We start from the raw sequence: 26,124 nt of genomic DNA, 5'->3' as shown, positions 1-26,124 counted from the left end.
CGGAGCGGGCGCGGACCGGATCGATTCGGTCCGTGCGCTCCTGTTCTTCCGCTGCCGAGCGGCGTACGCGTGACCTGTGCCAGGAGCCGGGATGTGGGGATGCTGAATGCCAGGGGGTGCCCGGCGAAGCGAGACGGGACCGGGGATGAGCACCACTCCCGGTCCCGCCCGTCCGCACCCTTTTCGGCGAACGTTCTCTGAACAAGTGACCTCGGCCGCGGCGCGTACCAAAGGGGCGCGGGAAGCTCGCGACCAGCGACAGCCGACCCGCAGCCGAAGCGCAACCGAAGTCTTTCTAGCGCCGCCCGGCCTTCCGGGCGGCCCGCCTCCACTCCTTGTTCATGCTGGTGATGGAGAACAGCGGAATGCCCTTCGGGCAGGCGGTCGCGCACTCGCCGGCCAGCGTGCACCCGCCGAACCCCTCCTCGTCCATCTGCGCCACCATGTCGAGCACCCGGGTCTCGCGCTCGGGGCCGCCCTGCGGCAGCACGCTGAGGTGGTTGATCTTCGCCGAGGTGAAGAGCATCGCCGCCCCGTTCGGACAGGCCGCCACACACGCCCCGCAGCCGATGCACTCGGCGTGCTCGAACGCGAAGTCGGCGTCCGGCTTGGGCACCGGTGTCGCGTGCGCCTCGGGGGCGGCACCGGTCGGGGCGGTGATGTAGCCACCGGACTGGATGATCCGGTCGAAGGCGGACCGGTCCACCACGAGGTCCTTCACGACCGGGAAGGCCGCGGCACGCCACGGCTCGACGTCGATCGTGTCGCCGTCCTGGAAGGACCGCATGTGCAGCTGGCAGGACGTGGTGCGCTCGGGGCCGTGGGCGTCGCCGTTGATGACGAGCGAGCAGGCGCCGCAGATGCCCTCACGGCAGTCGTGGTCGAAGGCGACGGGGTCGTCGCCCCGGAGGATGAGCTCCTCGTTGAGGGTGTCGAGCATCTCCAGGAAGGACATGTCGGCCGAGATGCCGTCCACCTCGTACGTGGACATCGCTCCGTCGGCGTCGGCGTTCCGCTGCCGCCAGACGCGCAGGGTGAGCTTCATGCGTAGCTCCGCTGGGTGGGGTGGACGTACTCGAAGACCAGGTCTTCCTTGTGCAGGACGGGAGCGGCACCGGTGTCGGTGAACTCCCAGGCCGCCGCGTAGGAGAACTCGTCGTCCCTGCGGGCCGCTTCGCCGTCCGGGGTCTGGGACTCCTCGCGGAAATGGCCGCCGCAGGACTCTGTCCGGTGCAGCGCGTCGAGGCACATCAGCTCGGCGAGCTCCAGGTAGTCGATGATGCGGTTGGCCTTCTCCAGGGACTGGTTGAACTCCTCGCCGGTACCGGGCACCTTGATGCGCCGCCAGAACTCCTCCCGGATCTGCGGGATGCGTTCCAGCGCCTTGCGCAGCCCGGTCTCGGTGCGGGCCATGCCGCAGAACTCCCACATGAGCTCGCCGAGTTCGCGGTGGAAGGAGTCGGGGGTGCGGTCGCCGTCGACGGCGAGGAGCAGCCGCAGCCGGTCCTCGGTCTCGGCCACCAGCTCCTGGACGACGGGGTGTTCGTCGGTCACCTCGTCACGGTGGGGATGGCGCGCGAGATAGTCGTTGATGGTGGACGGCAGCACGAAGTAGCCGTCGGCGAGGCCCTGCATCAGGGCCGAGGCACCGAGCCGGTTCGCGCCGTGGTCCGAGAAGTTGGCCTCGCCGATCGCGAACAGGCCGGGGATGGTGGTCTGGAGGTCGTAGTCGACCCACAGTCCGCCCATCGTGTAGTGCACGGCGGGGTAGATCCGCATCGGCACGGTGTACGGGTCCTCGGCGGTGATCCGGGCGTACATGTCGAAGAGGTTGCCGTACTTCTCCTCGACCTTCGCCCTGCCCATGCGCGTGATGGCGTCGGCGAAGTCGAGGTAGACCCCCTGGCCGCCGGGGCCCACCCCCCGGCCCTCGTCGCAGACGTTCTTGGCGGCGCGGGAGGCGATGTCGCGGGGCACGAGGTTGCCGAAGGACGGGTAGATGCGCTCCAGGTAGTAGTCGCGCTCGTCCTCGGGGATCTCGTTCGGCGGGCGGGTGTCGCCCTTGGCCTTCGGGACCCAGATACGGCCGTCGTTGCGCAGCGACTCGCTCATCAGAGTCAGCTTCGACTGGTGTTCGCCGGTGCGCGGGATGCAGGTCGGGTGGATCTGGGTGAAGCAGGGGTTGGCGAACCAGGCGCCGCGCCGGTGGGCTCGCCAGATCGCGGTCGCGTTGGAGTTCATGGCGTTCGTCGAGAGGTAGAAGACGTTGCCGTAGCCGCCGCTGGCCAGGACCACGGCGTCCGCGAAGTACGTGTCGATGCGTCCGGTGACGAGGTCACGTGCCACGATGCCGCGCGCTCGCCCGTCGACCACGATGACGTCAAGCATCTCGGTGCGCGGATGCATCTCGATGCTGCCCGCCGCGATCTGCCGGGACAGCGCCTGGTACGCGCCGAGCAGGAGCTGCTGGCCCGTCTGACCGCGGGCGTAGAAGGTACGGGAGACCTGGACGCCGCCGAAGGAGCGGGTGTCGAGGAGGCCGCCGTACTCCCGTGCGAAGGGCACGCCCTGCGCCACGCACTGGTCGATGATCTCGACGGAGATCTGCGCGAGCCGGTGGACGTTCGACTCCCGGGCCCTGAAGTCGCCGCCCTTGACGGTGTCGTAGAAGAGCCGGTGGACGGAGTCGCCGTCGTTGCGGTAGTTCTTCGCCGCGTTGATGCCACCCTGGGCGGCGATGGAGTGGGCGCGGCGGGGCGAGTCCTGGTAGCAGAACTGGACGACGTGGTAGCCCTGTTCGGCGAGTGTGGCGCCGGCCGAGCCGCCGGCCAGGCCGGTGCCGACAACGATCACCGTGTGCTTGCGCCGGTTGGCGGGGTTGACGAGCCTGGCCTCGAAACGGCGGGTGTCCCAGCGCTCGTGCACGGGTCCCGTCGGCGCCTTGGTGTCGGCGACCGGCTCACCGGTCTCGTACTCGGTATACGCAGTCATCAGCTCACCACTCCGGTCATGACGCCGACGGGTACGGCGATGAAGCCCGCCGTCAGCACCACCGCGAGGACGTCGGCGACGGCCTTGAGGGCCCGGTCACGGGCGCGGCTGCCGGCGCCCAGGGTCTGCGCGGCGCTCCAGAAGCCGTGCCTGATGTGCAGGCCGAGGGCGAGCATCGCGACGATGTAGATCGTGTCGCCGTACCAGGTCGAGAAGGTGTCGACGACGTTCTGATAGGGGTGTCCGGCCTCGAAGCCGTCGGGATGCACGGTGCCGGTCGTCAGGTCGAGGATGTGCCAGACGATGAAGAGGCCGAGGATGATCCCGCCCCAGCGCATGGTGCGTGTGGCGTAGTCGGCGCGCGCCTTCTTGTGGACGTACTTGCTGGGGCGCGCCCTGATGTCGCGCCGGCTCAGCTGGTAGGCGGCGGTGGCGTGCGCGACGACCGCGGCCACGAGGACCACGCGGATGACCCACAGTGCCCACGCGTAGTGCAGGAAGGGCTCGCCAAGGGTGCGCAGCCAGTGGGCGTAGTGGTTGAACTCGCCGGAGCCGAAGAAGATCTTCAGATTGCCGAGCATGTGGACGACCAGGTAGAGCAGCATGATCAGCCCGCTGACGGCCATCACGGTCTTCTTGCCGACGGAGCTGTCCCACACGGTGCGCGTCAAGGACGGCCGTCGGTCCGTCCGCGTTGCCAGAGCCATGGACAGCACGCTAGGGCCGAAAGACCCGATCGGTCCAAGACATGGTCCGGCTCGAATCCATAGGCATGGACTATCGTGGCCGCGTGCAGTTCCAACAGCTTCAGTACTTCGTGGCGGTCGCCGAGACCCGGCACTTCACCCGTGCCGCGGAGCGGGTCCATGTCGCGCAGCCGTCGCTCTCCCAGCAGATCAAGGCGCTGGAGCGGGAGTTGGGGGCGGATCTGTTCCTGCGGGCGCGCGGGAACATCACCCTCACGGACGCCGGAGAGGCGCTGCTCCCGCTGGCCCGGCGCATCCTGGCCGACGCGGACACCGCCCGGCACGAGGTGCAGGAACTGGCCCAGCTCCGCAGCGGCCGGGTCCGGCTCGGCGCCACCCCGAGCCTGTGCACGGGCCTGGTCCCGGACGTGCTGCGGGCCTTTCACGACCGCTATCCGGGGATCCGGCTGCTGATCGAGGAGAGCGGCTCGCACGATCTCGTACGCGACCTCGCGCGCGGGGCCCTCGACCTCGCCCTGGTCGTGCTCCCCCTGCCCACGCCGTCCCCCGCCCTCACCACGGTGGAGCTGCTGCGCGAGGACCTCGTGGTGGTCTCGTCCCCGGACGCCCCCGCGCCCGGGCGGGGCCGGCGCACCGTACGCGTCCCGGATCTGGAGGGCGAACGCCTGGTGATGTTCCGGCACGGTTACGACCTGCGGGAACTGACCGTGGCCGCCTGCCGCGCGGAGGGCTTCGAACCGGACTTCGCCGTCGAGGGCGGTGAGATGGACGCCGTACTGGGCTTCGTGCGCGCGGGTCTCGGCGTCGCCGTGGTCCCCCGTATGGTCGCCACCGGGTCGGGGCGCGGGCTGCGGGTGACCCCGCTCGCCCGGCCGGGACTGCACCGCACCATCGCCCTGGCCCACCGCAGCGATGTCGCTCCACCGCGGGCGGCCCGGGAGCTGCAGCGGATGCTGCTGGAGCGCTGAGGCCCGGCGTCCCGGACCTTGAACGCCGACTCGAACGCGAGGCTTCGAACGCCGGGGTGCGACGCCCCGGACGGAGCACCGCACCCTGGCGTCCAGGGATGCACGCGCCCTCAGCCCGTGGCGTCCACCAGCGCCAGTTCGTGCAGCCGGTCCGGCGGACCCGGCCGGGCGTAGTACCAGCCCTGGGCCGTGTCGCAGCCCAGGATCCGCAACTGCTCGGCCTGGGCGCCCGTTTCGACGCCCTCGACGGTGACCGCCAGGTCGAGGCTGTGGGCGAGAGAAACGATCCCTTCGACGATCTTGAGGTCGACGGGGTCGGCCGGGAACTGCTGCATGCCCTGGGTGAAGGAGCGGTCCAGCTTGAGGATGCTCACCGGCAGGCGGCGCAGATTGGCGAGGTTGGAGTACCCCGTGCCGAAGTCGTCGAGGGCGATGTCGACACCCATCTCGGCCAGCCGGCGCAGCGGCTTGAGCAGGTCGTCGTCGGCGCCGATCAGCGCGGACTCGGTGACCTCCAGGCACAACGAGTCCGGGTCGAGACCCGCGCGTTCCAGGATGTCGACCGTGTCGGAGACCAGGCCCGGATGGGTGAGCTGGCACGGCGAGAGATTGACGTTGATCCGCAGCGGGCCGGCGGCGGAGTGTCGTTCCTGCCATTCGCGTGCCTGGCGGACCGACTGCTCCAGGACCCAGCGGCCGAGCGGGACGATCAGCCCGGTGTGCTCGGCGAGCGGGATGAAACGGTCGGGACCGAGAACGCCGTGCTGCGGATGCAGCCAGCGCACCAGGGCCTCCGCGCCGCGGACACTGCCGTCGCCGAGGTGCACCAGCGGCTGGTACTCGATGAAGAACTCGCCCCGGTCCAGCGCCGTCGGCAGGGCCGTGGTCAGTCCGTGCCGGGTGATGGCGCGGGCGTCGGCCTCCGGGTCGGCGAGCTCGAAGCGGTTGCCGCCCGCGGACTTGGCCCGGTACATCGTGATGTCGGCGCTGCGCAGCACTTCCGCGGGGCCCCGCTCGCCGGCCGGCCCCTCGACGACGCCGATGCTGCCGCGCACGGTCAGCTCGCGGCCGTCGACGCTGATCGGCGTGACGAGGGCGTTCATGATGCGCCCGACGAGTTCGTCGACCTCGCGCTCGGTGTCGGGTCCGGTGGTCAGCGCCACGAACTCGTCGCCGCCGAGCCGGGCGACCATCTCGCCCGGCGCGGTCGCACAGGACTGCAGCCGGTCGGCGACCTCGACGAGCAGCCGGTCGCCGGCCGCGTGCCCGAGGCTGTCGTTGATGGTCTTGAAACCGTCGAGGTCGAGGTAGCACAGGCCGAAGCGCTGGCCCTCGCCCGCGGACAGCGCCTTCTCCAGGCGCTCGAAGAACAGGGTGCGGTTGGGCAGGCCGGTGAGCGCGTCGTGCGTGGCCTCGTAGCGCAGCCGCAGATTGAGCAGCCGGCGCTCGGTGGTGTCCTCCATGAGCGCGAGCTGGTACTGGGGCTGGCCGTCGGCGTCCCGCAGCAGGGACACCGTCAGGTTGGTCCACAGGGCGGTGCCGTCGGGCCGGTAGAAAGCTTTTTCGACGTGGTAGTGCTCGCGCTCGCCGCGCACCAACTCGTCGTAGAGGCGCCAGACTTGGGGCGCGTCGTCGGGGTGCGTCCAGTCGCTGACCCGGCGGCCGCGGACCGACTGCTCGGTGCCGCCGAACATCCGCAGCAGCGCGCCGTTGACCTGGAGGATGTTGCCTTCGAGGTCGGCGATGCCGATCCCTATGGCCGCGCCCTCGAACACGGCGCGGAAGCGGGCCTCACTCGCGTGCAGGGCCTCGGCGACCACACTGCGCGCGTTCAGGGCGGCGTGCGAGATGGCCTCCTGCTCGGCCAGCGTCCGCTCGCGCAGCGCCTGTGCGAAACCGGCGGCCATCGCGTGCTGCAGACGTGCCGAACGGGTCCGCAGGGCCTCCTGGGGTCCGTCCTCGCCGCAGTAGAGGACCAGATAGGCGTCCACGCAGTCGAGTGTGCGGCTGAGCGCCTCGGGGTCCGTGCAGTGGGCGGCGACCAGCGCGCCGCCGAGCGCCTTGCCCTCGGCCGCGTCGTACGACCTGGCCCGCAACGCCTCGCTCAACCGGCGGGCGAGCGGCAGCAGTTGGGTCTCGAACTCCGGCCGGGTCAGCGACGTGGAAGTGACCGGAAAGACCGCCCGGCTCCAGATCGTCGCGAACCTGCGCAGTCTGTCCTCCGGCCCGTCCGGCTCCGCGGTCACGCCGTGCGCCCCACGCCGGCGAACCCGGAATAGGAATACGGATCCTCTTCCTCGGATGCCGTGTCCGGCCGCCAGTCCGGCATCGGCACCAGTCCGGGTTCCACCATGTCGTACCCCTCGAAGAACCGCGCGATGTCCTCACGCGAGCGCATGATCAGCGGGCTGCGGATGCTCTTGTACACGTCGACCGTGCCCTCGGCCCGCTCCGGCGGGAGCGGAATCCCCTCGTACGACGCGTGCGTGAGGACGAGCAGGCTGCCCGGCGCGAGGGCGTCGCGCAGCTCGGCCACCGCACTGTACGGGTCGTCCGCGTCCTCCACGAAGTGAAGTATCGCAACGAGGAGAAGGGCGACCGGACGGTTCAGGTCGATCAGGCGCTGCACCTGAGGGCTCGCCAGGATCTCCCGGGGCTTGCGCAGATCGGCGGCCACGACGTCCGCGTTCTCGTTGCCCTGCAGCACGGCCTGGCTGTGCGCGACGGCGACCGGGTCGTGGTCGACGTACACCACATGGGCACCGGGGCTGACCGTCTGGGCCACCTCGTGGACGTTGCCGAACGTCGGGATGCCGGAGCCGATGTCGAGGAACTGGGTGATGCCCTCGTCGACGGCGAAGCGCACGGCACGGCGCATGAACGCGCGGTTCGCCTGCATGATCTTCGGGAGCCCCGGCATGAACTCCATCGCCCTGCGGGCCGCGTCCCGGTCGACCTCGAAGTTGTGCGAACCGCCCAGGTAGTAGTCGTAGATGCGGGACACACTCGGCACCGTGATGTCGATGCTCCGGGGAGCCCAGGCGGGACGCTCCATCAATCTCTCCAGGCGTAGGCGACGGCTTAGGCGATCCGGTGTTCGAGCTGAGGCTACTGATCGCCCGCCAAAGGGGCGAGCCAAAACGGAAATTGACCATCCGTTCCCGGTCACTGCCTCCGGCACGTGCCGAATTGACACCTTACGAACCCGCCGCCGGTCCCGCCCGGCTATGTCCCACGCCGACAACGCGACGTGTCCGTGCGCAAACGACCCGAAGCATGACATGCCGAAGGGCCCGCCCCCTCCGTGCGGTCGGAGGGGGCGGACCTGAGGTCGCGCGCGTTGTTCCGTTCGTCCAGCACGCTGCTTCTTCGTCCGCTCCCTTCCGCGTTCCGTTGCTTCATGTGCGAGGCGATCAACCCTGGGGAGGTGATCTCTACTTCTTCGGCGCGCCGACCGGCTTTCCGTCGGGTGCCATGGCGTACCACGTACCGCCGACGCCCTGACCGTTGGTGTCTCCGGGAGCCTTGTCGCCGGAGAACGTGTAGGCGGGCCAGCAGTCGACGGTCATCTGCTTGACGCCGTCCGGGCGGGTGAAGCCCATGAGGCCCTTCTTCTCGACACCCTTGGTGTCGTTCGCCTTGACCGGCGCGACGGCCGGCCACTTCTCCAGGCAGGCGCCGGCGCAGGCCGACTTCGGCACGGGCCAGGCCTGGTCCTTCAGGAAGCGGTAGACCGTCATGCCGTTCTTGTCGACGACGACCTCGCCGAGCTTCGGGTCGTTGCGGACGGACAGACCCGGCAGGTCGACGGCCGACGCCTTCTTGCCGTCGGGGGCCGACGCGTACCAAGTGCCGCCCACACCCTGGCCGTTGGTGTCCCCGGCCTTGGTGTCCTTCGCGTACCGGTACATGGGCCAGCCGGCGATCGTCAGCTGCTTGGTCCCGTCCGTGCGGGTGACCTCACCCAGCAGCGCCTTGTCCACACCGGTGGCGGCGGTGGCACCGTCGGCCGGAACGGGCGGCCAGGTCGCGGCACAGTCCCCGTCACAGCTCGACTTGGGCGGCTCCGCGGTGTCCTTGTCGAAGCGGTACAGCGTGAGGCCGGCGCTGTCGGTGACGACCTTGCCGACCTTGGCGTTCTCGGAAACGGTCAGCTGACCCGCGGTCTCCGCCTTGGCCGCGGAACCCTGCTCGTCCTTGGAATCGGCTCCGTAGCCGTCGCTGGAGCTGGACCCGTAGCCGGCCGCCGGGGCGGCACCGACGTTCTGGGTCCCCGTCGACTGGGTGCCCTGTTCCTGACCGCACGCCGTCGTGAGCGCCAGCACGGCCGCAGCTGCCGCTACGAGTGAGGCGCTCCGCCAGGAGGTCTTCATGTCAACTCCCGCTATATATCGCTTGGGTGTTGCAGCGTCCTAAGTGCGCCGCTCATGGCCCTAGGTACGGGCGGGGGCCGCCGATGTGTTCAACCGGCTCTCACATTTCTTTACGAACCCTGTGTCCCACCCGTCGCCAATAGCGCAGATGTACGCATCCTGGGCCGTCCGGCCCCCACGTCGTCAAACCATCCGAGGGACCGTGTCCCTCCTTCGGGTCACTTCGTTAAAGCTCCTGCGTGCGCAGCGGTGGCGGGGCCCATGATCTCCGTCGTGCATCAACCCAAAAGGACCCGAACCGCCCTCGCCGTAAGGGTGTTGGCGCTGCTCACGCTGGCCTGGATCCTCGGTGGCGCGCCGGCCGGCGATGCGGTCGCCGACTCGTGCGCGTACGCCTCGGTCGGCCCGGACGGCGAGGTGGACGCGGTGGCGGTCGCCGGGGACGGCTGGTGCAGCCCGCCCCCGTCTCCGCCGCCCTGCCCGAGTCCCACGCCGACACCGGCCCCGTCACCCAAGCCGACGCCCCCTCCTCCGCCGAAGCCCCCGCCCACACCCCGGCCGAAGCCGCCACCCCCGCCGCCTCCGCCGCACTCACCGAAACCCCGGCCCAGCCTCGTGGCCCCGCCGCCACCACCGCCGCGGCCGGCACCCCTCCCCGCGCCCCCGCGCAAGCCGAGGCCGAGCCCGCCGCCGAAGGCGACGCCGTCCCCGGTGACCTATCCGGCGTACCACTCCTCGCCTCGCAAGCACCCGCCCCGCGGCGGGCCGCCGCTGGTCTCGCTCACTCTGCTCATCACCGCGCCCGCGGTGCTCGCCGTCGCCGCACTGCGTCCGCGCTGACCCCAGGAGACACCCTTGTCGGATTGGCTTGTTCTCACCCTCGCGATGGCGGCCGCGTGCATCGTCGTCCTCGCCGTGACCCTCGTACGCCATCGCACGGCCCGTGAGGACGAGGATCCGTCCGAGACGCCGGACGTGATCGAGTACATGACGATGATGATCGGCGTGGTGTACGCCATCGTCCTGGGCCTGGCCATCGCCGGCGTCTGGGAGGCGCGCAGTGTCGCGCAGGACCATGTGCAGGCGGAGGCCCAGGCGCTGCACGAGATCTCGGAGCGGGTCCGGGTGTATCCGCCCGACGTCCGTGACGGCATTCGGGACGACGTCAACACCTATGTCGGTCATGTCGTGACCACCGAGTGGAAGAGCATGGCGGACAAGGGGGAGGTCACGCCACGCGGCGCCGAGCTCTTCGCCCGGATCCGCCAGGACGTCACCGACTACCAGCCCAGGACGGACTTCGAGGCCCAGGCGTACCAGCCGCTCGTCGACCAGGTCAGCGCCGCGGACGACGCCAGGAGCGCACGGGCCGAGTCGACGGGGGCGACCATGCCGGGCGTGGTGTGGTTCGGGCTGATCACCGGAGCCGTGGTCACGGTCGGCATGATCTTCGCGCTGCAGATCAGACGCACCACGCGCGAACTGATCCTCGCCGGCCTCTTCTCCGCCCTGATCGCCTTCCTGCTCTTCCTGATCTGGGACTTCGACGCGCCCTACAGCCGGGGAATCGCCGCCTCCGCGGAGCCGTTCCTCGCGCTGTTCCCGCACGCCCGGGGTTGACGGGTCCTCAGCAGGACGCTCCCGCCGGGGAACGGACGCCACGCCGTGTCCGTCCCCCGGCTGTACGTACGGGGTCCCCTGTGCGGCCCACATGCTTGCCCCATTCGCGCGACTGCGATCGCGCCCGCGCCCACACCTTCCTAGCGTTTCGAACATCGAGGTGCATTTCTGACGCAAGCGGAAAAGGTCCGCGGCAGGCTCCTCGGGGACCCGGAGGCTCACCATGCGCGCGATACGCGTCGCTTCGGCCGCACTGCTGGGCGTGACCGCCCTGACGTTCACCGCACCCGCCGCCGTCGCCGGCGACACGAACAACAACATCACCCCGTTCGGCTTCAGCGTCCAGCCCTCGACCATCGCCGCGGGCGGTCAGGTCTCGCTGGTGCTGAGACGGGACGGGGGCTGCCGGGGCCATGCCACGGTCACCTCGGGGGTCTTCGACACCGTCACCATCCCGCAGGGGCAGTCCCAGGCCACGGCCACGGTCGACTGGGACGCCAAACCGGGTGCCGTCTACCAGGTGACGTTCACCTGTGACGGCGCGAGCGGCCACACGGACATCAGCATCGCCGGCGGCCGCCCGAACAATCCGACCCACACGCCGGCTCCCGTGCAGCGCGGTGTGCGCGCGGGCGTGGGTGGCAGCGTCGCCGGCTTCGATCTCCACGAGATCGGCCTCGGTGCCGCGCTCATCGCGGGTTCCGTCGGCGCGGCCTGGTACATGTCGCGCCGCAGGAGCACCCCGGGCGACTCCTGACCCGCGGCGCACCCAGCCCTTGGCCCCGGACCCTCTCAGGAGGGTCCGGGGCCAAGGGCTGTCACGTGCGTTCTCCGAAAGGGCGGCGCGTCAGGCCCTCTTCTCGGACCTGCGGCGCATCCAGAACACCCCGCCCCCGACGGCGGCCGTGGCCACGAGGCCGCCGCCGATCGCCATGTCGGTGGGCGTGGCACCGCTGGAGGTACTGCCACCGAGACCACCGCGGACACCGCCGATGACGGTGAAGGCGGCGGGCCGGGTCAGGCTGCGGTTCTCACCGCAGCGGGCCGTGATGTCGTACGAGCCCGGTCGCGCGTTGCGGTCGATGGTGACCGTGGCGCTGGCCGTGTTGCCGCTGACGCGGCGCAGCGGTGTGGTGGGGAACACCGGCGAGGAGACGGTGCTGTCACGCATCTGGCAGGAAGAGCCGTCGACCGTGACGGTGAGTTGGCCACCCTGCGCGATGACGCTGGGCATGGCGACGATGTTGCTCGGACTGTCCCACGCCGAGGCCGCGGGGGCTGCGAGCCCCACGACCGCGGCCGCGACGGCAGAAACCGCCAGGGCACGAGTTGTACGCATGTGATCCTCCGCGGAAGGCGCCCCGGGAACCGTCCCCGGTCGATCGGCGAGAAACGCCTCCCAGACAGACCCTCAGATGCCCTGCACAGAGCCGCATTTCGGGAATGGTCCGTCCTGGTGAGAAGACACGCCGGGATAATTACATTCAATCGGATATTGCCGCAGGTCACGGACCGTCAGAAAATTTCCTGCCCCCGGCAACTCGGATGGCGCACGCCGGATACCCGCCACCACCCGTTCGCACCTTCCCCCGTCGCCTGCCCGGCAGGGTGCGCTTAGCGTTCTCATATGCGCGACGGACGCGGCGACGGCCGCGTCGAGAGGGGATTGCGAATGTACGCGTCCGAGCTTGCCGAAGAGGAGGAGCAGCAGAAGAAGCGCGCGCCGTGGGGCGTGATAGCGCTTGTTCTGCTGACCGGCCTCGCTCTCATTCGGAATGGTTCGGGGGAGTTCGACGTCGGGCCGCCGCAGCCGGCGTCCGCGGCCGCCGCGGACACCCACGCCCGGACCGGCACCTTCGCCAAGAGCGCGCCGCAGCCGCTGCCGTACTCCGTGGTCGACCGGGTGAGGATCCCCGCGATCCAGGTCGACGCCCCCGTCATGCCCGTCGGTCTGGACGCGGACGGCTGGGTCGACGCGCCGCCGCCGGACGACCCGAATCTCGCGGGCTGGTACACCGGCGCGGTCTCGCCCGGCGAGAAGGGCACGGCCGTGGTCGTCGGCCATGTGGACAACAGACTCGGGCCGGCCGTCTTCTACGGGCTCGGTGCGCTGAAGAAGGGAAACCGGGTCGAGGTCCAGCGCAAGGACGGGAAGACCGCCGTATTCGAGATCTACGGGATCGAGGTCTTCGCGAAGTCCACCTTCCCCGGTGATCGTGTCTACGGAAACAAGGGAACCCCGGAATTGCGGGTCATCACCTGCGGTGGCGGTTTCTCCAAGCAGCACGGCTACGACGGAAACGTGGTGGTGTTCGCCCGCCTGCTCGAGGTGCGCTGAGCGCACCCCGACCGGGCGGGCGCGGCCCGTCCGGTGCGCCCGGGCCGATGGAAGCCGCCCGGGCACCGCAGATGTCGTGACCGGATTTCTAGGTGAATTGCCGCCGCGGCACGGTGATGTGATAGCCGGAATCCAGCAGCTCCGGAAGATAGTCGCGCAGCGCCCGTACGCTCTGCGAGCGGTCGCCGCCCGCGTCGTGCGAGAGCACCACGACACCGGGCGCGGCGCCGTGCTCGACGCGGTCGACGATGGTGCGGGTCCCCGGGGTCGTCCAGTCGAGCGTGTCGACCGTCCACGCCAGGGGCTCCATGCCCATCTCCGAGCCGAGCTGGAAGGCCGCCCGGTTCCAGGCGCCGTAGGGGGCGCGGAACCAGACCGGCGGCTCGCCGTAGGCGTCGTCGATGACCTCGCAGGTGCGCTCCATCTCGGAGCGGATTTTCGAGCGGGAGAGCTGGGTCAGCAGCGGGTGGGTCCAGGTGTGGTTGCCCACGATGTGCCCGTCGTCGGCCATCTCGCGCAACAGGTCCTTGTTGTCGACGGCCATCTCCCCGCACACGAAGAACATCGCCCGGACGTCGTGTTGCCGCAGGGTGCGCAGGATGTCGGGGGTGTACCGCGGGTCGGGTCCGTCGTCGAAGGTGAGCACCATGCTGCGGCCGCGCCCGGCCATGCGCAGGAACGGCTCGTGCCGGACGAGGGTCTTCGCGGGCGTGTGGTGCGGGGCGCCGTATCCGGCGATGGGCTGGAGGCGGTACGCGGAGGGCTTCAGCACGCGGCGCGCCTGAGGACCCGGGACCGGGGCGGTTTGCCGCACCGGGGGTGCGGCCGGGTCGGCGGTGAGCAGACGGGCCGTGCCCGCCGCCCCGGCCGCACCGAGCACGGCGGCGCCGGCGAGCAGCGCCCGGCGCCGCGTGAGCAGCTGATCCTTTTTCATGACTCATCAGTCGCCCATTTGACCGGCGGGGCGGCTCAGCAACACCGGTACGGGCCCACGAAAGCACCCACCTGGACCAGCTCAGCGACGGCGCACCAGCGGGAAGGGCAGCGTCTCACGGATGGTCCGCCCGGTGAGGAACATGACCAGCCTGTCCACGCCGATGCCCAGTCCTCCGGTGGGCGGCATCGCGTACTCCAGTGCGTCGAGGAAGTCCTCGTCCAGTTCCATCGCCTCGGGGTCTCCCCCGGCGGCCAGGAGCGACTGCGCCGTGAGCCGTCGGCGCTGCTCCACGGGGTCGGTCAACTCGGAGTAGGCGGTGCCGAGTTCGGTACCGAAGGCGACGAGGTCCCAGCGTTCGGCGAGCCGTGGGTCGGTGCGGTGCCGGCGGGTGAGCGGGGAGACGTCGGTCGGGAAGTCCTTGTAGAAGGTGGGCAGCTGGGTGCGTTCCTCGACCAGCCGTTCGTACATCTCCAGGACGACGTCTCCGCGCGCGTCGTCCGCCGTGTACGGGACGCCGGCACGGTCGCAGAGGCGGTGCAGGGTCCCGAGCGGGGTGCCGGCGTCGACCTCCTCCCCCAGGGCCTCGGAAACGGCGCCGTACAGGGTCTTGACCGGCCAGGGCCCGGAGATGTCGTACTCGGTGCCGTCCTTGCGGGCGACGGGTGCGCCGAACGCCGCGGTCGCCGCGCCCTGGATCAGTTCGCGGGTGAGGTCGAGCATCACGTCGTAGTCGGCGAAGGCCTGGTAGGCCTCCAGCATCGTGAACTCGGGGTTGTGCTTGTAGGAGACGCCCTCGTTGCGGAAGGTGCGGCCCATCTCGAAGACCTTCTCCAGGCCGCCGACGCACAGCCGCTTCAGATAGAGCTCGGGGGCGATGCGCAGATAGAGGTCCAGATCGTAGGCGTTGATGTGGGTGGTGAAGGGCCGGGCGTTGGCGCCGCCGTGGATCTGCTGGAGCATCGGGGTCTCGACCTCCAGATAGCCGCGGTCGAGCAGGCCCTGGCGCAGCGCCTGTACGGCGGTGGAGCGGGCGCGTACGACCTCGCGCGCGTCGGGGCTGGACACCAGGTCGAGATAGCGGCGGCGCACCTTCGCCTCCGGGTCGGCCAGGCCCCGCCGTTTGTCGGGCAGCGGGCGCAGGCATTTGCCGGTGAGCTGCCAGGACGTGAGGAAGACCGTCGGCTCGCCCTGGTCGCTGGTGCCGGTCTCGCCGGTGGCGGTGATGTGGTCGCCGATGTCGGTGTCGGCGGTGAAGCGGTCGAGCGCCGGCCCGGACCGCTCGCGGGTGAGGGCGAGCTGGAGGTCGCCGGACCAGTCGCGCAGCACGGTGAAGACGATCCCGCCGAAGTCGCGGACGAGGATGACGCGGCCGGCGACGGTCACGGGCACGCCCGCCGGTTCGGCACGTGCCTCGGTGGCGGTGTGGGTGCGCGGCGGGATGCCCACGGGGTAGGGGTCGGTGCCGTCGGCGCGCAGCCGGTCGAGCTTGCGGTGCCGGATGCGGACCTGCTCGGGCAGTCCCGCGGCGGGATCGTCGGCCCCGGCCTCGTCCCCTCCGTCGAGGCCGAGGGCCGACAGCGAGGGCAGCCCTTCGGTGGAGGCGGGCTTCGGCCCGCTCTTCGCGTGCCCCTTGCCCCAGAGCTTGCGCAGCGAGGGTACGGAGACGAAGCCCTCGGCGATGCCGGACGCCAGGCCGATCCGGGCGAGGGCGCCGGTCTCGCCGTAGCAGATGAAGCGGGGGTACCACTCGGGGTGGTACTTGGCGTTGGAGCGGTAGAGGGCCTCCAGCTGCCACCACTTGGAGAAGAACAGCAGCAGGCGGCGCCAGAGCCTGAGCACCGGTCCGGCGCCGATCCGGGCGCCCTCCTCGAAGACCGAGCGGAACACCGCGAAGTTGAGGGAGACGCGGCGCACGCCGGCCTTCCCGGCGACCGCGCACAGTTCCGCGACCATGAACTCCATGACGCCGTTCGGGGCGGCGCTGCGGTCACGGCGCATCAGGTCGAGGGAGACGCCGTCGCGGCCCCAGGGCACGAGGGAGAGCAGGGCGAGCAGCTTGCCGTCCGGGTCCAGTGCCTCGACGAGGAGGCAGTCGCCGTCCTCGGGGTCGCCGAGCCGGTCGAGGGCCATCGAGAAGCCGCGCTCGGTCTCGGTGTCCCGCCAGGCGTCGGCCTTGTCAACGATCTCTTCCATCTCCGTGTCGGTGAGGGTGGCGTGACGGCGTACGCGGCAGGTGGCGCCCGTGCGTCGCACGCGGTTGACGGCCTGTCGGGTGACCCGCATGTCACGGCCCCCGAGGTCGAAGTCACCGATGTGCAGGATCGCCTCGTCGCCGAGCTGGAGCGCGCCGAGGCCGGCGCGGGCGAACGCCTTGGCGCCCTCCTCCGACGCGCCCATCGCGGCGGGCGCCCAGGCGTGGCGGCGGGCCACGTCGAGCCAGGCGCCGATCGCGTGCGGCCAGGCCTCGCGGTCGCCGACGGGGTCGCCGCTGGCGAGACAGACACCGGCTTCGACGCGGTAGGTGACGGCGGCCTTGCCACTGGGCGAGAAGACGACGGCCTTGTCGCGGCGGGTCGCGAAGTAGCCGAGGGAGTCGTCGGCGCCGTAGGCCCCCAGGAGGGCGCGGATACGGGCCTCCTCGTCGCCGTGCAGGGCCGCTTCCAGGCGTTGGGAACGGAAGAGCGTGGCGGCGGAGTTCAGCAGGGCGAGGGCGCCGAACAGTCCGAGCACGAAGTACAGGGCGCGCGGCGGGCCTCCGTCGAAGGAGCGGCCGGAGACCAGTCCGCCGCAGACCCGGTTGGCGGCCCACAGCAGCCGTTGGCCGCGCGGCAGCGAGCCGGGGAACAGCTCGACCAGGCCCCAGCCGGCCAGGATCGCCACGGCGAGACCGGCGAACAGGACGCCCAGGGCGCGCCAGGCGGCACCGTGCCGGTGGGCCGCGTAGAACTCCTTGCGGGCCACGATCAGCAGCCCGAGCGCGAGCCCGCAGATGACGAGGGACGGGACCGACTCCGCGTACAGGCCCAGCGCGACGCCGGCGATGTCGTCGAGGACCAGGAGGCCGAGATAGACCACGACCAGCCACCAGGCGGCCTTCTTGCGGGCGCCGGTCGCGGCGGCGAGCAGGAAGAGGAAGACGGCGTAGGCGAGGTTGGCGCTCACCGGGACGATCAAGAGGTCCAGAAAGCGCACCACGGGGCCGAGCAGCCGGCGCAGCGGTGCGATGAAGGCCAGCAGGGCGCAGAGCAGCGCGAGCGCGCCGAAGAAGGCCGCGAAGCCCTCGGGCACCTTGCTGAGGAAGCCGGTTCGGGACGGGGGTATCGGTCCCGTGGCGTCCTTCGGCGCGGCCTCCACGGTGGCACTCATGCCTTCGACTGTAGGAAGACCTGGCCCGCACCGCCCGTCGAGCGGCGGCGCGGCCGCTCGTCGCGGCCCGCCCGGCTCCCGGACCTGGGGGTTCCGATAACCTCGCAGCCGTGACGGAACACCAGCACTCGCATCAGTTCGAGCGGGGCACGGACGGTCCCAAGGTCATCCTCGTCGGCGTGGACGGCTCCGATTCCTCGCTCCGCGCCGCGGCATATGCCAGTGGCCTGGCCCGACGGCAGCGGGCGCTGCTCGCCGTCGTGTACGTCCAGCCGGTGATGACCGCGGGAGCGGCGCTCGGCGTGCCGATCGCCGAGACGACCGACGAGATCGCCGAGGGCCTGGTCGCGCAGATCCGGGAAGCCGCCGAGCGGGTGAAGGACATATTCGATGTCCGCTGGGAGTTCCACACCTTCCGTGGCGACCCCTACAACGGCCTGGTGACGGTGGCGGACGAGCTCAAGGCGGACGCCGTGGTGGTCGGGGCGTCCGAGCAGGCGGGCCACCGGATCGTCGGCTCCGTGGCCATCCGCCTGGTGAAGGCGGGGCGCTGGCCGGTGACGGTCGTGCCGTAGCGGTCCCGACGACGCCCGCGCGGCGGGTATGCGTGGCGTCTTCCGTCACCGCCGTGCCTGCGCCATCATGATCCGCCGTCAGCCGATTGCCGTCTGCGAAGAGGTGAGGCTCATGGCCGGACTCCGAATGGGCGAGGGCATTCTCCGCCGCAAACCCATCGAGCACATCGAAGAGCCGGAAACGGGCGAGAGCACGGCGCTCGACCGGTCGCTGGGGCTGTGGCAGCTGACCGCGATCGGCGTCGGCGGCATCATCGGCGCGGGCATCTTCACCCTCGCGGGTACGGTCGCGAACGGCACGGCCGGTCCCGCGGTCCTCGTCTCGTTCCTCGTCGCGGGCCTCGCGAGCGCGGCGGCGGCCCTGTCCTACGCGGAGTTCGCCGGTCTCATCCCGAAGGCGGGTTCCGCCTACACGTACGGCTACGCGGTGCTCGGCGAGTTCGCCGGCTGGTTCATCGGCTGGGACCTGCTGCTGGAGTACACGGCGATCGTGGCGGTGGTCGCCATCGGCATCTCCGGGTACTTCAGCTTCCTGATCGGGGAGATGGGCGCCGATCTGCCGAACTGGATGCTGGGCGCGCCCGGCACCGGCGACGGGCACAAGGTCGACCTGTTCGCGGCCGTGCTGTGCCTGCTCATCGCCTACCTGCTGACCCTCGGCATCAGGAACGCGGCCCGCTTCGAGACGGTCGTGGTCGTCCTGAAGGTCCTCGTCGTGCTGCTGGTCATCGGGGTCGGCGTCTTCCACATCGACACCGGCAACTACAACCCCTTCTTCCCGTACGGGGTCGGCGGGGCGTTCACGGGAGCGGCGACCGTCTTCTTCGCGGTCTTCGGCTACGACGCCATGTCGACGGCGGCCGAGGAGTCCAAGGACGCGCAGCGCCACATGCCGAAGGCGATCCTCTACTCCCTCGGCATCTCGATGGTCCTGTACGTGGCCGCGTGCCTGGTCCTGACCGGCATGCAGAACTACAAGGACATCGACCAGGAGAGCGGCTTCTCGACGGCCTTCAAGTCGGTGGGCCTCAGCGGCCTCGCGGACGTGATCGCGGTCGGCGCGATCATCGGCATCCTCACCGTGATGTTCACCTTCATGCTGGGTGTCACGCGTGTCTGGTTCTCGATGAGCCGGGACGGGCTGCTCCCGAAGTGGTTCGCGAAGACCCATCCGACCCGCCGTGTGCCGACCCGGGTGACGTGGATCATCGGGTTCGCGTCGGCGGCCATCGCCGGGTTCCTGCCGATCGGCGAGGCGGCGGAACTCACCAACATCGGGATCCTGCTGGCGTTCGTCGTGGTGTGCGTCGCGGTGATCGTGCTGCGCTACCGGCAGCCCGACCTGCCGCGCACCTTCCGTACGCCGTGGATGCCGGTGGTGCCCGCCCTGGGGGTGGTCTTCTCCATCTGGCTGATCACCTTCCTCCAGTGGCAGACCTGGGTGCGCTTCGCCGTGTGGTTCGTGATCGGCTGCGTCATCTACTTCGGCTACTCGTACAAGCGCTCCGAGCTGGCGAAGACCACCGCATCATCGGCTCCGCCTACTTCCCCATGACGAGGCCGTCCTGGGCCGCGCCCCGGCTCAGGACGACGTCCCGGATCCGGTCGCGCACCGCACCGGTGTCGCCGCCCCGCGCCGGCGCGGCGCCGAGGCCGACGACGCGGCCGGCCCCCACGTCGAACCACTGCGGGACGAACTCGGCCTTCGTCACCTCCCAGCGGCCGCCCGGCCGCGCGGGCGGGGCGAAGGTGAACCGCCCGATGCTGCTCTGGTTGCCGCGCTTGTCCCGGACGCCCTCGTAGTTGAACATCTCACCGGCGATCTGATCCCCCATGCCGTAGACGACCCAGGTGCCGTTGACCTTCTCGTAGGCCTGGGGGACATGGGCGTGCGTCCCGAGGATCAGGTCGATGTCGGGCCGCCCGCCGGTACGGGAGGCGGTGAGTTCCCTGCCCAGCCGCAGCTGCTGCTCGTCCGGCTCGTCCTGCCATTCGGTGCCCCAGTGCAGCGATACGACGACCACGTCGGCGCCCGCCGTCCGGGCGGCCCGCGCGTCCGCGACGATCCGGTCCCGGTCGATCAGGTTGACGGCCCAGGGCTGCCCCTCCGGGAGCGGATAGCCGTTCGTGTCGTACGTGTAGGCGAGGTGGGCGACCTTGGCGCCACCCGCCCGCATCACGGTCGGGCCGCCTGCCTCCTGCGCGGTCCTGGCCGACCCGGCGTGCCGCACACCGGCCCGGTCGAGCGCGTCCAGGGTGCGCCCGATGCCGGCGGCGCCGTCGTCCAGGGAGTGGTTCGAGGCGGTGGAGCAGGCGTCGTAGCCGGTGGAGGCGAGCGACTTGGCCACCTGCGGCGGGGACTTGAAGGCGGGGTAGCCGGAGTAGTCGCCGTCGGCGCCGTACACCGTCTCCATGTGACAGATCGCCAGGTCGGCGCGTGACACCACGGGTTTGATCCCCGAGAGCATCGGCTCGAAGTCGTATCCGTCGCCGCCCGCGTCCGCGCGGGCCTGCTCGATGATCGAGCTGTGCGGCAGGACGTCACCGGAGGCGACGAGGGTGAAGCCGCGGGCCTCGGAGGGCGCCGCCGGCCGCCCGGCCCGCGCCGGCGGTTCCTGGGCCTGACAGCCCGCGAGGGCCGTGACGAGCACGGCCACGAGGGCCGGCGTGGTGGGTTGCCTGCGCGTGGTCATAGCGAGCCCCGTGGTGATCTCAGTGGTCCCATTGGTCCCATTAGCTCTATTTTCGTATTAATTGACGCGAATCCACAGGGCCGCACCCCCGGGTGTCAAGGCGCCACGACGGCGCTCGTCCGTCCGGGGCGGGCAGCAGGGCCCGTTGGGGCGAACGGAGGCCCGGGCGACGCGTTCCCGGCGGGAATGCGGGCCTCCGCACCCGGCGGACCGTTCGTCGCACCGTTCACCGACGGCTTCGACCGTCCGCCGCACAACCCGGTCCGTGGCCTGTGCGCGCGGCGCGGCGCGCGCTGACATACACGCCATGACGGCCGGAACCACCATCACGCGCGGGACGACCGCCGAACACGAGCTGGCCACGCTCCAGCGCGAGCACGGCCGACCGCTGTTCGCGCTGCTGCTGCGGCTCTCCGACGGCGACCGCCAGCGCGCCGAAGACCTGCTGCAGGAGACCTTCGTACGCGCCTGGCAGCACCCGGAGGCGCTCCGCGCGGACGACTTCACCTCCGTGCGCCCCTGGCTGCTCACCGTGGGGCGGCGGCTCGCCATCGACGCCCGCCGGGCCCGCCAGGCCCGGCCCGCCGAAGTGGGGGACGAGGTCCTGGAGAGCGCACGGGTGTGCGCGGATCACGCCGAACGCTCGGCGGCGACGCTCGATGTACGGGAGGCTGTGAAGACTCTCACGCCGGAGCACCGTGAAGTCCTGGTGCAGGTGTACTTCAGGGGGGCGAGTGTGGCGGAAGCCGCGGAGGCGCTCGGGATTCCGCCCGGTACCGTGAAATCCCGCGCGTACTACGCGCTGCGCGCCCTGCGCCGGGTTCTTCCGGGTTACGCCGCCGACCTGCGGTGAAACCGAAGGCTGAGTCAAACCTCCGTAAAGCGCCTTGCTGAGGACCATGGTTGGGCCATCAGCTGTCCTCATCCGTGTTCCGGACTGAGGGCCCGGGGTCGGGCGACGCGCACGCACCGGAGGAAGGCAGGAAGGGATGCTGCACAGAGGTCAAGAGAGCACGGGAGGCACCGGAGGCGGGGAACTCGCCGTTCCCATGGCCTGGTTGTACGCCGAGTACATCGCCGACGAACTGCTGAGGACCGGCGACCTGATGCCGCCGACGTCCTTCGAGTTCCGCGCCGGGCGGGATGCCCTGGCGCTCACCATCTTCCTCTCCGACTCCGGCGGCGAGCTGTCCGGCATCCGGGTCGTCTCGCAGCTGGAGACCTGGCTGTCGCTGACGGCGTACGACCAGCCGTGGCAGGGCTGGGTGCGCGAGCGGATGGCGGGGCTGGCGGCCCGGGCGGCCGAATCGGGCGGGCCCGCGCCGGACTTGGAGCTGGCGGCGGCGGCCTGGCGCTGGCTGGAGGAGACCGAGCTGCTCGCGCCCGACCTGGACGCGGTGCCGGGCGGCGGCTCGATTCCCGGCGAGGACGACGGGCCGAAGGTGTGGACGCCGGCCTGGCGGCTGGGGCTGCCGCTGGGACACTTGGCGATCCACCTCTTCTGAGGGAGAGCGACAGGGACAGAGACCGGCACCGGAGACAGGCACCGAGGGCCGGCAGCCCCGGCCTGGGGCTCGACGCCCTCGACGGCCCAAGCCCCGGCGCCCCGGGAAGTCTTCGAAGTCCGACCAATCCGCGGGCCGCCGCGCTCCGAATATCTCGTCCTCATTCCGTCCGGGTCTTGAATGATTCGGCCGTCTGGTCCGTACCGGTGGGCAACAGCAACACCACCCCCACCACACCACCGGCACGAGGATTTGGTATGAGGTCCCTGGAACGCCATCGCGACGTCGGCGCCTACACGCTCGGCGTCCTGGACGAAGCGGATGCCTTCCGCTTCGAGGACCACCTCATGGGGTGTCCGAGCTGTACCGCCAAGGTGAGTGAATTCCGTCCGTCGGCACGGCAGTTGATGCTGTACCGGCAGGCTACCCCGCGCTCCGTGCATCCGTTCGCCGCGCCGGGGCCCCGGCTCCTCGACCGGCTGCTCGGGGAGGTGGCCAACCGGCACAGGACGGGCCGCAGGCGCTGGCTGTACGCGGTGGCCGCCTCCGTGGTCTTCGCCGTGGGCGGGCCCGCGGTCGCGATCGTGACGGCGCACAGCAGTCCCTCCACCCAGATCGCGGCGACCGATCAGAAGACCGGAGTGTGGGCGCAGGTCACCACCGAGGACCGGGTCTGGGGCAGCCAGATCGACGTGGAGGTCAAGGACGCGGGAGGACCGCGCGCCTGCCAGCTCGTCGCGATCGGCAAGGACGGTTCCGAACAGACGGTGACGAGCTGGATGGTGCCCGAGCAGGACAGCGCGCCCACCAGTGTGCAGGGCGGCGCCGCCCTGCAGCCCGACCAGATCAGCGAGTACGAGGTGCGGACGACCGAGGGCAAGCACCTGGTGACCCTCAAGGCCCCCTGACCAACGGGCAGGTGCCCGGGCAGCCGCCCAGGCACCAGCGGACGCCGCGCGGGCCCGGGCACGGGCGGACGCCGCGACGGCCGGGCGCGGGCGGTCACTTGAGCAGGCGTGACATCCTGCGGTCCGCGAGCGGCTTGCCGCCGGTCTGGCAGGTCGGGCAGTACTGCAGCGAGGAGTCGCTGAAGGAGACCTCGCGGATGATGTCGCCGCACACCGGGCAGGGCTCGCCGGCCCGGCCGTGCACCCGCAGGCCGGTCTTCTTCTCGGCCTTCAGACGCCCGGCGGCCACCCCTCGGGAGCGCTCGACGGCCTCGGTGAGCGTGGAGCGCAGCGCCTCGTACAGCCGCCGGGTCTCTTCGGGGGTCAGGGCGGAGGCCAGCTTGAAGGGGGACATCCTGGCGGCGTGCAGGATCTCGTCGCTGTACGCGTTGCCCACGCCCGCGATCAGGCTCTGGTCGCGCAGCGCGCCCTTGAGCTGACGCCGCTCGCCCTCGAGGAGCGCGGCGAACCGCGCCTCGTCGAAGTCGTCGGCGAGCGGGTCGGGGCCGAGGCGGGCGACGCCCGGGATCTCGGCCGGGTCCCGCACCACGTACACGGCGAGCCGCTTCTGGGTGCCGGCCTCCGTGAGGTCGAAGCCCTCGCCGGTCTCCAGCGCGACGCGCAGCGCGAGGGGGCCCTTGCCGGGGCGGGGCGGGCCGTCGGGCAGCCGGTCCTTCCAGTGCAGCCAGCCGGCGCGGGCCAGATGCGTGACGAAGTGCAGACCGTCCGCCTCCAGGTCCAGGAACTTGCCGTGCCGGTGCACGGCGGTCACCTCGCGGCCCTCGAAGGCGCTGAGCGGCGGGTCGTACGTCTTCAGGACACTGATCGCGACGGGCAGCACGCGCACGACCTCGCGGCCGACGAGATGGTCGGTCAGGAAGTCCTTGAGCGCTTCGACCTCGGGCAGTTCCGGCATACGTCAAGGGTGCCACCCGGCACCGACAGCGCCAGGGGAACCGCGGGTCAGTCCCGTACCGGCACCACGAACTCGCACCACACGCACTTGCCGCCGCCGCGCGCCTCCACGCCCCAGACGTCGGCGAGGCGGTCCACCAGCAGGAGCCCGCGGCCCGAGACCCCCGACTCACCGGCCTCGCGGCGGCGCGGCAGGGCGCTGGAGGAGTCCTCGACCTCCACGCGCAGTCTGCGGTCGGGCCCGGTCAGGACGCGCAGGGTGACGACCGCCGCGCCCTCGGTGTGCATCAGGGCGTTGGTGATCAGCTCGTCGGCGACCAGTTCGATCTCGTCGGCGCGGTCACCGGCACCCCAGGCCCGGACCGCGGCGCGGATCATGTGACGGGCCCCGGTGAGCGCCTCGGGGTCCCCCGGGGCGACGTGCTGCTGGAGCCGCCCGCCGGACTGCTGGGTGGGGCCCTGGCGGCGCAACAGCAGCAGGGCCACGTCGTCGTCGCCGCCGCGTTCCTCGGCCACGTCGATGAGGCGGTCGGCGAGGTCGCGTACGTCGTCGGGGCCCGTGCAGACCAGCTCGACGAGGGTGTGCATGCCGTCGTCGAGGTCGATGCCGGGCTGTTCCACGAGGCCGTCGGTGCACAGCAGCAGGGTCTGGCCGGGGTCGAGTTCCATGGTGTTGACCGGGTATTCGAGGCGTCCGAACTCGGCGGAGAGGCCGAGCGGCAGACCTCCTTCGACGGCGAGGCGACGGCAGCTGCCGTCGGTGTGCCGTACGAGGGGGTCAATGTGACCGGCCCGCACCAGCTGCACCACGCCGGTGGACAGGTCGGCCTCCGCGTACAGGCAGGTCGCGAAGCGCTCGGTGTCGAGCTCGTGCAGGAAGACCGAGGCGCGCGCCATCACGGTGGCCGGGGTGTGCCCCTCGGCCGCGTAGGCACGGAGCACGATGCGCAGCTGGCCCATGACCGCGGCGGCGTGCGTGTCGTGGCCCTGGACGTCGCCGATGACCGCGCCGACGCGGCCGCCGGGCAGCGGGATCAGGTCGTACCAGTCGCCGCCGATGTCCCGGCCGAGGGACGCGGAACGGTAGCGCACGGCGATGTCGGCGCCGGGCACGCTGGGGATGGACCGCGGCAGCATGGCCTGCTGGAGGCCCTGGGCGAGGTCCTTCTCCTGCTCGTAGAACATGGCCCTTTGCAGACTCTGCGCGATGCTGCTGCCGAGGGCGACGAGGACGTTGCGCTCCTCGGGGGTGAAACCGTGCCGGTCGTTGTAGAGCAGGCCCATCGCGCCGATGGGGCGGGCCTGGGCGATGAGCGGCAGATAGGCGGCCGACGTGATGTTCAGTTCGGTGATGTGCGGCCACAGCACCGGATACGACTCGGCGAACTCCTCGGGCGACTCGATGAAGCGCGGGGCGAGCGTGCGCACCACCTCGCCCATCGGGTACGGCTCGTCGATGCGGGTGACGAGGGTGCCGGGCACGAAGCTGCCGGCGGGTCCTTCGGCGACCAGCCGGATGCGGCCGGCCTCCACCAGGCCCATGACCAGGCTCTTCGCCCCGAGGTGAGTGAGGCCGCGGGAGTCCTTGAGGACGTCGATGACGTCCTGCACCGTGCGGGCGTGCGCCAGGGCGGCGGTGGTGATCTGCACGACGCTCGTCTGCTGGCGCCTGGCCTCGTCCTCGGCGGCCTGCTCGCGGCGCGCCGCGCTCTCGCTCAGCTCCTGGGTGGCGTCACGGACGATGCCGACGATGCGGCGCGGGCGGCCGGTCTCGTCGCGGTGGATGTAGCCCTGGGTGTGCGTCCAGCGCAGCGAGCCGTCGCGGCAGCGGATGCGGAAGTACGCCCCGTAGTTCCTGCTGCCGTCCTTGAGGGCCTGGGACACCAGGGCGTCCAGTCCGTAGGCCTCGACCGGAGGTACGCGCACGCCGAGGGTCTCGGGGTGACCGTCGTATTCGTCCGGGCGCATGTCGAACACCGCCAGGCCCTGGGCGTCCATGTGCATCAGGGCGGTGTCCAGGTCCCAGTCGAAGCTGCCCATGCGGTTGAGCGCCAGGATCGGATCCGGGTGGGCGGGCCAGTCGTCCGGGAGTGACAGGGCGCTCGCTCCCCGATCAACCATGGGGCCACCTTGCCAGCATTTGCCCGATTATTCGACTCCTGGGGAGCCCGGTCGGGGGCTCCCGGCGG

At 70.9% G+C, this 26,124-nt stretch carries 22 protein-coding genes; 10 read left to right on the top strand and 12 right to left on the bottom strand.

The window, feature by feature from the left end; all coding sequences use genetic code 11:
* Window positions 1-295: 295 nt before the first annotated feature.
* From ACFVYF_RS08870 to ACFVYF_RS08860, 3 genes are read right to left on the bottom strand one after another with little or no spacing between them, the layout of a single operon-like run.
* On the bottom strand, window positions 296-1,045 hold the full coding sequence (locus tag ACFVYF_RS08870) for a succinate dehydrogenase/fumarate reductase iron-sulfur subunit (protein WP_389452967.1): 750 nt from the start codon (window positions 1,043-1,045) through the stop codon (window positions 296-298).
* Window positions 1,042-2,991 (bottom strand): fumarate reductase/succinate dehydrogenase flavoprotein subunit, encoded by a 1,950-nt coding sequence (locus ACFVYF_RS08865; protein WP_389452964.1) that lies wholly within the window; start codon window positions 2,989-2,991, stop codon window positions 1,042-1,044. The genes ACFVYF_RS08870 and ACFVYF_RS08865 overlap by 4 nt, the downstream gene beginning before the upstream one ends.
* Window positions 2,991-3,662: a succinate dehydrogenase gene (locus ACFVYF_RS08860; RefSeq protein WP_389453610.1), complete on the bottom strand. Its 672-nt coding sequence runs from the start codon at window positions 3,660-3,662 to the stop codon at window positions 2,991-2,993. Before ACFVYF_RS08860 ends, ACFVYF_RS08865 begins: the two co-directional genes overlap by 1 nt.
* Window positions 3,663-3,781: 119 nt before the next feature.
* Between ACFVYF_RS08860 and ACFVYF_RS08855 the strand changes: the two genes are divergently transcribed.
* On the top strand, window positions 3,782-4,666 hold the full coding sequence (locus ACFVYF_RS08855) for a LysR family transcriptional regulator (RefSeq protein ID WP_389452961.1): 885 nt from the start codon (window positions 3,782-3,784) through the stop codon (window positions 4,664-4,666).
* A gap of 110 nt (window positions 4,667-4,776) precedes the next feature.
* Here the strand turns inward: ACFVYF_RS08855 and ACFVYF_RS08850 are convergent, their stop codons facing one another.
* The 3 genes from ACFVYF_RS08850 to ACFVYF_RS08840 form a co-directional block, all read right to left on the bottom strand.
* Window positions 4,777-6,912, bottom strand: a complete 2,136-nt coding sequence (locus tag ACFVYF_RS08850) for a putative bifunctional diguanylate cyclase/phosphodiesterase (RefSeq protein ID WP_389452958.1) — start codon at window positions 6,910-6,912, stop codon at window positions 4,777-4,779.
* On the bottom strand, window positions 6,909-7,721 hold the full coding sequence (locus ACFVYF_RS08845) for an SAM-dependent methyltransferase (protein WP_389452955.1): 813 nt from the start codon (window positions 7,719-7,721) through the stop codon (window positions 6,909-6,911). The genes ACFVYF_RS08850 and ACFVYF_RS08845 overlap by 4 nt, the downstream gene beginning before the upstream one ends.
* Window positions 7,722-8,100: 379 nt before the next feature.
* On the bottom strand, window positions 8,101-9,039 hold the full coding sequence (locus tag ACFVYF_RS08840; protein WP_389452952.1) for an SCO0930 family lipoprotein: 939 nt from the start codon (window positions 9,037-9,039) through the stop codon (window positions 8,101-8,103).
* Window positions 9,040-9,750: 711 nt separating this feature from the next.
* On the opposite strand from ACFVYF_RS08840, the gene ACFVYF_RS08835 reads away from it, so the two are divergent.
* From ACFVYF_RS08835 to ACFVYF_RS08825, 3 genes are all read left to right on the top strand, one after another.
* A complete protein-coding gene (locus ACFVYF_RS08835; protein WP_389452949.1) occupies window positions 9,751-9,879 on the top strand; it encodes a hypothetical protein in 129 nt (42 codons plus the stop codon).
* Between the two features lie 15 nt (window positions 9,880-9,894).
* A complete protein-coding gene (locus tag ACFVYF_RS08830) occupies window positions 9,895-10,659 on the top strand; it encodes a hypothetical protein (protein WP_389452947.1) in 765 nt (254 codons plus the stop codon).
* Between the two features lie 223 nt (window positions 10,660-10,882).
* A complete protein-coding gene (locus ACFVYF_RS08825; protein WP_389452945.1) occupies window positions 10,883-11,416 on the top strand; it encodes a hypothetical protein in 534 nt (177 codons plus the stop codon).
* A gap of 90 nt (window positions 11,417-11,506) precedes the next feature.
* Here the strand turns inward: ACFVYF_RS08825 and ACFVYF_RS08820 are convergent, their stop codons facing one another.
* Complete coding sequence (locus ACFVYF_RS08820; RefSeq protein ID WP_389452942.1) at window positions 11,507-11,998, bottom strand: hypothetical protein; 492 nt, start codon at window positions 11,996-11,998, stop codon at window positions 11,507-11,509.
* 333 nt (window positions 11,999-12,331) lie between these two features.
* Between ACFVYF_RS08820 and ACFVYF_RS08815 the strand changes: the two genes are divergently transcribed.
* Window positions 12,332-12,997 carry a class F sortase gene (locus ACFVYF_RS08815; protein WP_389452940.1) on the top strand — a complete coding sequence of 222 codons (666 nt, stop codon included), beginning with the start codon at window positions 12,332-12,334 and terminating at the stop codon, window positions 12,995-12,997.
* Window positions 12,998-13,085: 88 nt separating this feature from the next.
* On the opposite strand, the gene ACFVYF_RS08810 is transcribed toward ACFVYF_RS08815, so the two are convergent.
* Together ACFVYF_RS08810 and lysX are read right to left on the bottom strand one after the other, a co-directional pair.
* Complete coding sequence (locus tag ACFVYF_RS08810) at window positions 13,086-13,931, bottom strand: polysaccharide deacetylase family protein (protein WP_389452937.1); 846 nt, start codon at window positions 13,929-13,931, stop codon at window positions 13,086-13,088.
* An 81-nt stretch (window positions 13,932-14,012) separates the two neighbouring features.
* Window positions 14,013-17,300 (bottom strand): bifunctional lysylphosphatidylglycerol synthetase/lysine--tRNA ligase LysX, encoded by a 3,288-nt coding sequence (lysX, locus tag ACFVYF_RS08805; protein WP_389452934.1) that lies wholly within the window; start codon window positions 17,298-17,300, stop codon window positions 14,013-14,015.
* A 110-nt stretch (window positions 17,301-17,410) separates the two neighbouring features.
* On the opposite strand from lysX, the gene ACFVYF_RS08800 reads away from it, so the two are divergent.
* Both ACFVYF_RS08800 and ACFVYF_RS08795 read left to right on the top strand, forming a co-directional pair.
* Entirely contained in the window at window positions 17,411-17,875 is a 465-nt protein-coding gene (locus ACFVYF_RS08800; protein ID WP_389452931.1) for a universal stress protein, read from the top strand.
* Between the two features lie 112 nt (window positions 17,876-17,987).
* On the top strand, window positions 17,988-19,430 hold the full coding sequence (locus ACFVYF_RS08795) for an amino acid permease (RefSeq protein WP_389452928.1): 1,443 nt from the start codon (window positions 17,988-17,990) through the stop codon (window positions 19,428-19,430).
* Here ACFVYF_RS08795 and ACFVYF_RS08790 read toward each other — a convergent pair.
* Entirely contained in the window at window positions 19,417-20,568 is a 1,152-nt protein-coding gene (locus tag ACFVYF_RS08790) for a CapA family protein (protein WP_389452925.1), read from the bottom strand. The two genes, ACFVYF_RS08795 and ACFVYF_RS08790, sit on opposite strands and share 14 nt — an antisense overlap.
* A gap of 307 nt (window positions 20,569-20,875) precedes the next feature.
* On the opposite strand from ACFVYF_RS08790, the gene ACFVYF_RS08785 reads away from it, so the two are divergent.
* The 3 genes from ACFVYF_RS08785 to ACFVYF_RS08775 all read left to right on the top strand — a co-directional run bounded on the left by ACFVYF_RS08785 (window position 20,876) and on the right by ACFVYF_RS08775 (window position 22,981).
* Window positions 20,876-21,421: a sigma-70 family RNA polymerase sigma factor gene (locus ACFVYF_RS08785; RefSeq protein ID WP_389452923.1), complete on the top strand. Its 546-nt coding sequence runs from the start codon at window positions 20,876-20,878 to the stop codon at window positions 21,419-21,421.
* Window positions 21,422-21,557: 136 nt separating this feature from the next.
* Window positions 21,558-22,073 (top strand): hypothetical protein, encoded by a 516-nt coding sequence (locus tag ACFVYF_RS08780; RefSeq protein WP_389452920.1) that lies wholly within the window; start codon window positions 21,558-21,560, stop codon window positions 22,071-22,073.
* Window positions 22,074-22,330: 257 nt separating this feature from the next.
* Complete coding sequence (locus tag ACFVYF_RS08775; RefSeq protein ID WP_389452917.1) at window positions 22,331-22,981, top strand: anti-sigma factor family protein; 651 nt, start codon at window positions 22,331-22,333, stop codon at window positions 22,979-22,981.
* Window positions 22,982-23,075: 94 nt separating this feature from the next.
* Here the strand turns inward: ACFVYF_RS08775 and ACFVYF_RS08770 are convergent, their stop codons facing one another.
* On the bottom strand, window positions 23,076-23,936 hold the full coding sequence (locus tag ACFVYF_RS08770; RefSeq protein WP_389452914.1) for an Fpg/Nei family DNA glycosylase: 861 nt from the start codon (window positions 23,934-23,936) through the stop codon (window positions 23,076-23,078).
* Between the two features lie 47 nt (window positions 23,937-23,983).
* Window positions 23,984-26,056 carry a SpoIIE family protein phosphatase gene (locus ACFVYF_RS08765; protein ID WP_389452911.1) on the bottom strand — a complete coding sequence of 691 codons (2,073 nt, stop codon included), beginning with the start codon at window positions 26,054-26,056 and terminating at the stop codon, window positions 23,984-23,986.
* Window positions 26,057-26,124: the final 68 nt, after the last annotated feature.

The sequence above is a fragment of the Streptomyces sp. NPDC058274 genome (genome assembly GCF_042881375.1).
Taxonomy (GTDB): domain Bacteria; phylum Actinomycetota; class Actinomycetes; order Streptomycetales; family Streptomycetaceae; genus Streptomyces.
This window is presented reverse-complemented; position numbering and strand designations above follow the sequence as displayed.

Coding starts and splice junctions, on each gene's coding strand:
- ACFVYF_RS08825 (WP_389452945.1), top strand. CDS start 10,883: ATGCGCGCGATACGCGTCGCTTCGGCCGCACTGCTGGGCGTGACCGCC.
- ACFVYF_RS08790 (WP_389452925.1), bottom strand. CDS start 20,568: ATGACCACGCGCAGGCAACCCACCACGCCGGCCCTCGTGGCCGTGCTC.
- ACFVYF_RS08770 (WP_389452914.1), bottom strand. CDS start 23,936: ATGCCGGAACTGCCCGAGGTCGAAGCGCTCAAGGACTTCCTGACCGAC.
- ACFVYF_RS08820 (WP_389452942.1), bottom strand. CDS start 11,998: ATGCGTACAACTCGTGCCCTGGCGGTTTCTGCCGTCGCGGCCGCGGTC.
- ACFVYF_RS08795 (WP_389452928.1), top strand. CDS start 17,988: ATGGCCGGACTCCGAATGGGCGAGGGCATTCTCCGCCGCAAACCCATC.
- ACFVYF_RS08870 (WP_389452967.1), bottom strand. CDS start 1,045: ATGAAGCTCACCCTGCGCGTCTGGCGGCAGCGGAACGCCGACGCCGAC.
- lysX (WP_389452934.1), bottom strand. CDS start 17,300: ATGAGTGCCACCGTGGAGGCCGCGCCGAAGGACGCCACGGGACCGATA.
- ACFVYF_RS08775 (WP_389452917.1), top strand. CDS start 22,331: ATGAGGTCCCTGGAACGCCATCGCGACGTCGGCGCCTACACGCTCGGC.
- ACFVYF_RS08810 (WP_389452937.1), bottom strand. CDS start 13,931: ATGAAAAAGGATCAGCTGCTCACGCGGCGCCGGGCGCTGCTCGCCGGC.
- ACFVYF_RS08765 (WP_389452911.1), bottom strand. CDS start 26,056: ATGGTTGATCGGGGAGCGAGCGCCCTGTCACTCCCGGACGACTGGCCC.
- ACFVYF_RS08845 (WP_389452955.1), bottom strand. CDS start 7,721: ATGGAGCGTCCCGCCTGGGCTCCCCGGAGCATCGACATCACGGTGCCG.
- ACFVYF_RS08865 (WP_389452964.1), bottom strand. CDS start 2,991: ATGACTGCGTATACCGAGTACGAGACCGGTGAGCCGGTCGCCGACACC.
- ACFVYF_RS08840 (WP_389452952.1), bottom strand. CDS start 9,039: ATGAAGACCTCCTGGCGGAGCGCCTCACTCGTAGCGGCAGCTGCGGCC.
- ACFVYF_RS08815 (WP_389452940.1), top strand. CDS start 12,332: ATGTACGCGTCCGAGCTTGCCGAAGAGGAGGAGCAGCAGAAGAAGCGC.
- ACFVYF_RS08785 (WP_389452923.1), top strand. CDS start 20,876: ATGACGGCCGGAACCACCATCACGCGCGGGACGACCGCCGAACACGAG.
- ACFVYF_RS08780 (WP_389452920.1), top strand. CDS start 21,558: ATGCTGCACAGAGGTCAAGAGAGCACGGGAGGCACCGGAGGCGGGGAA.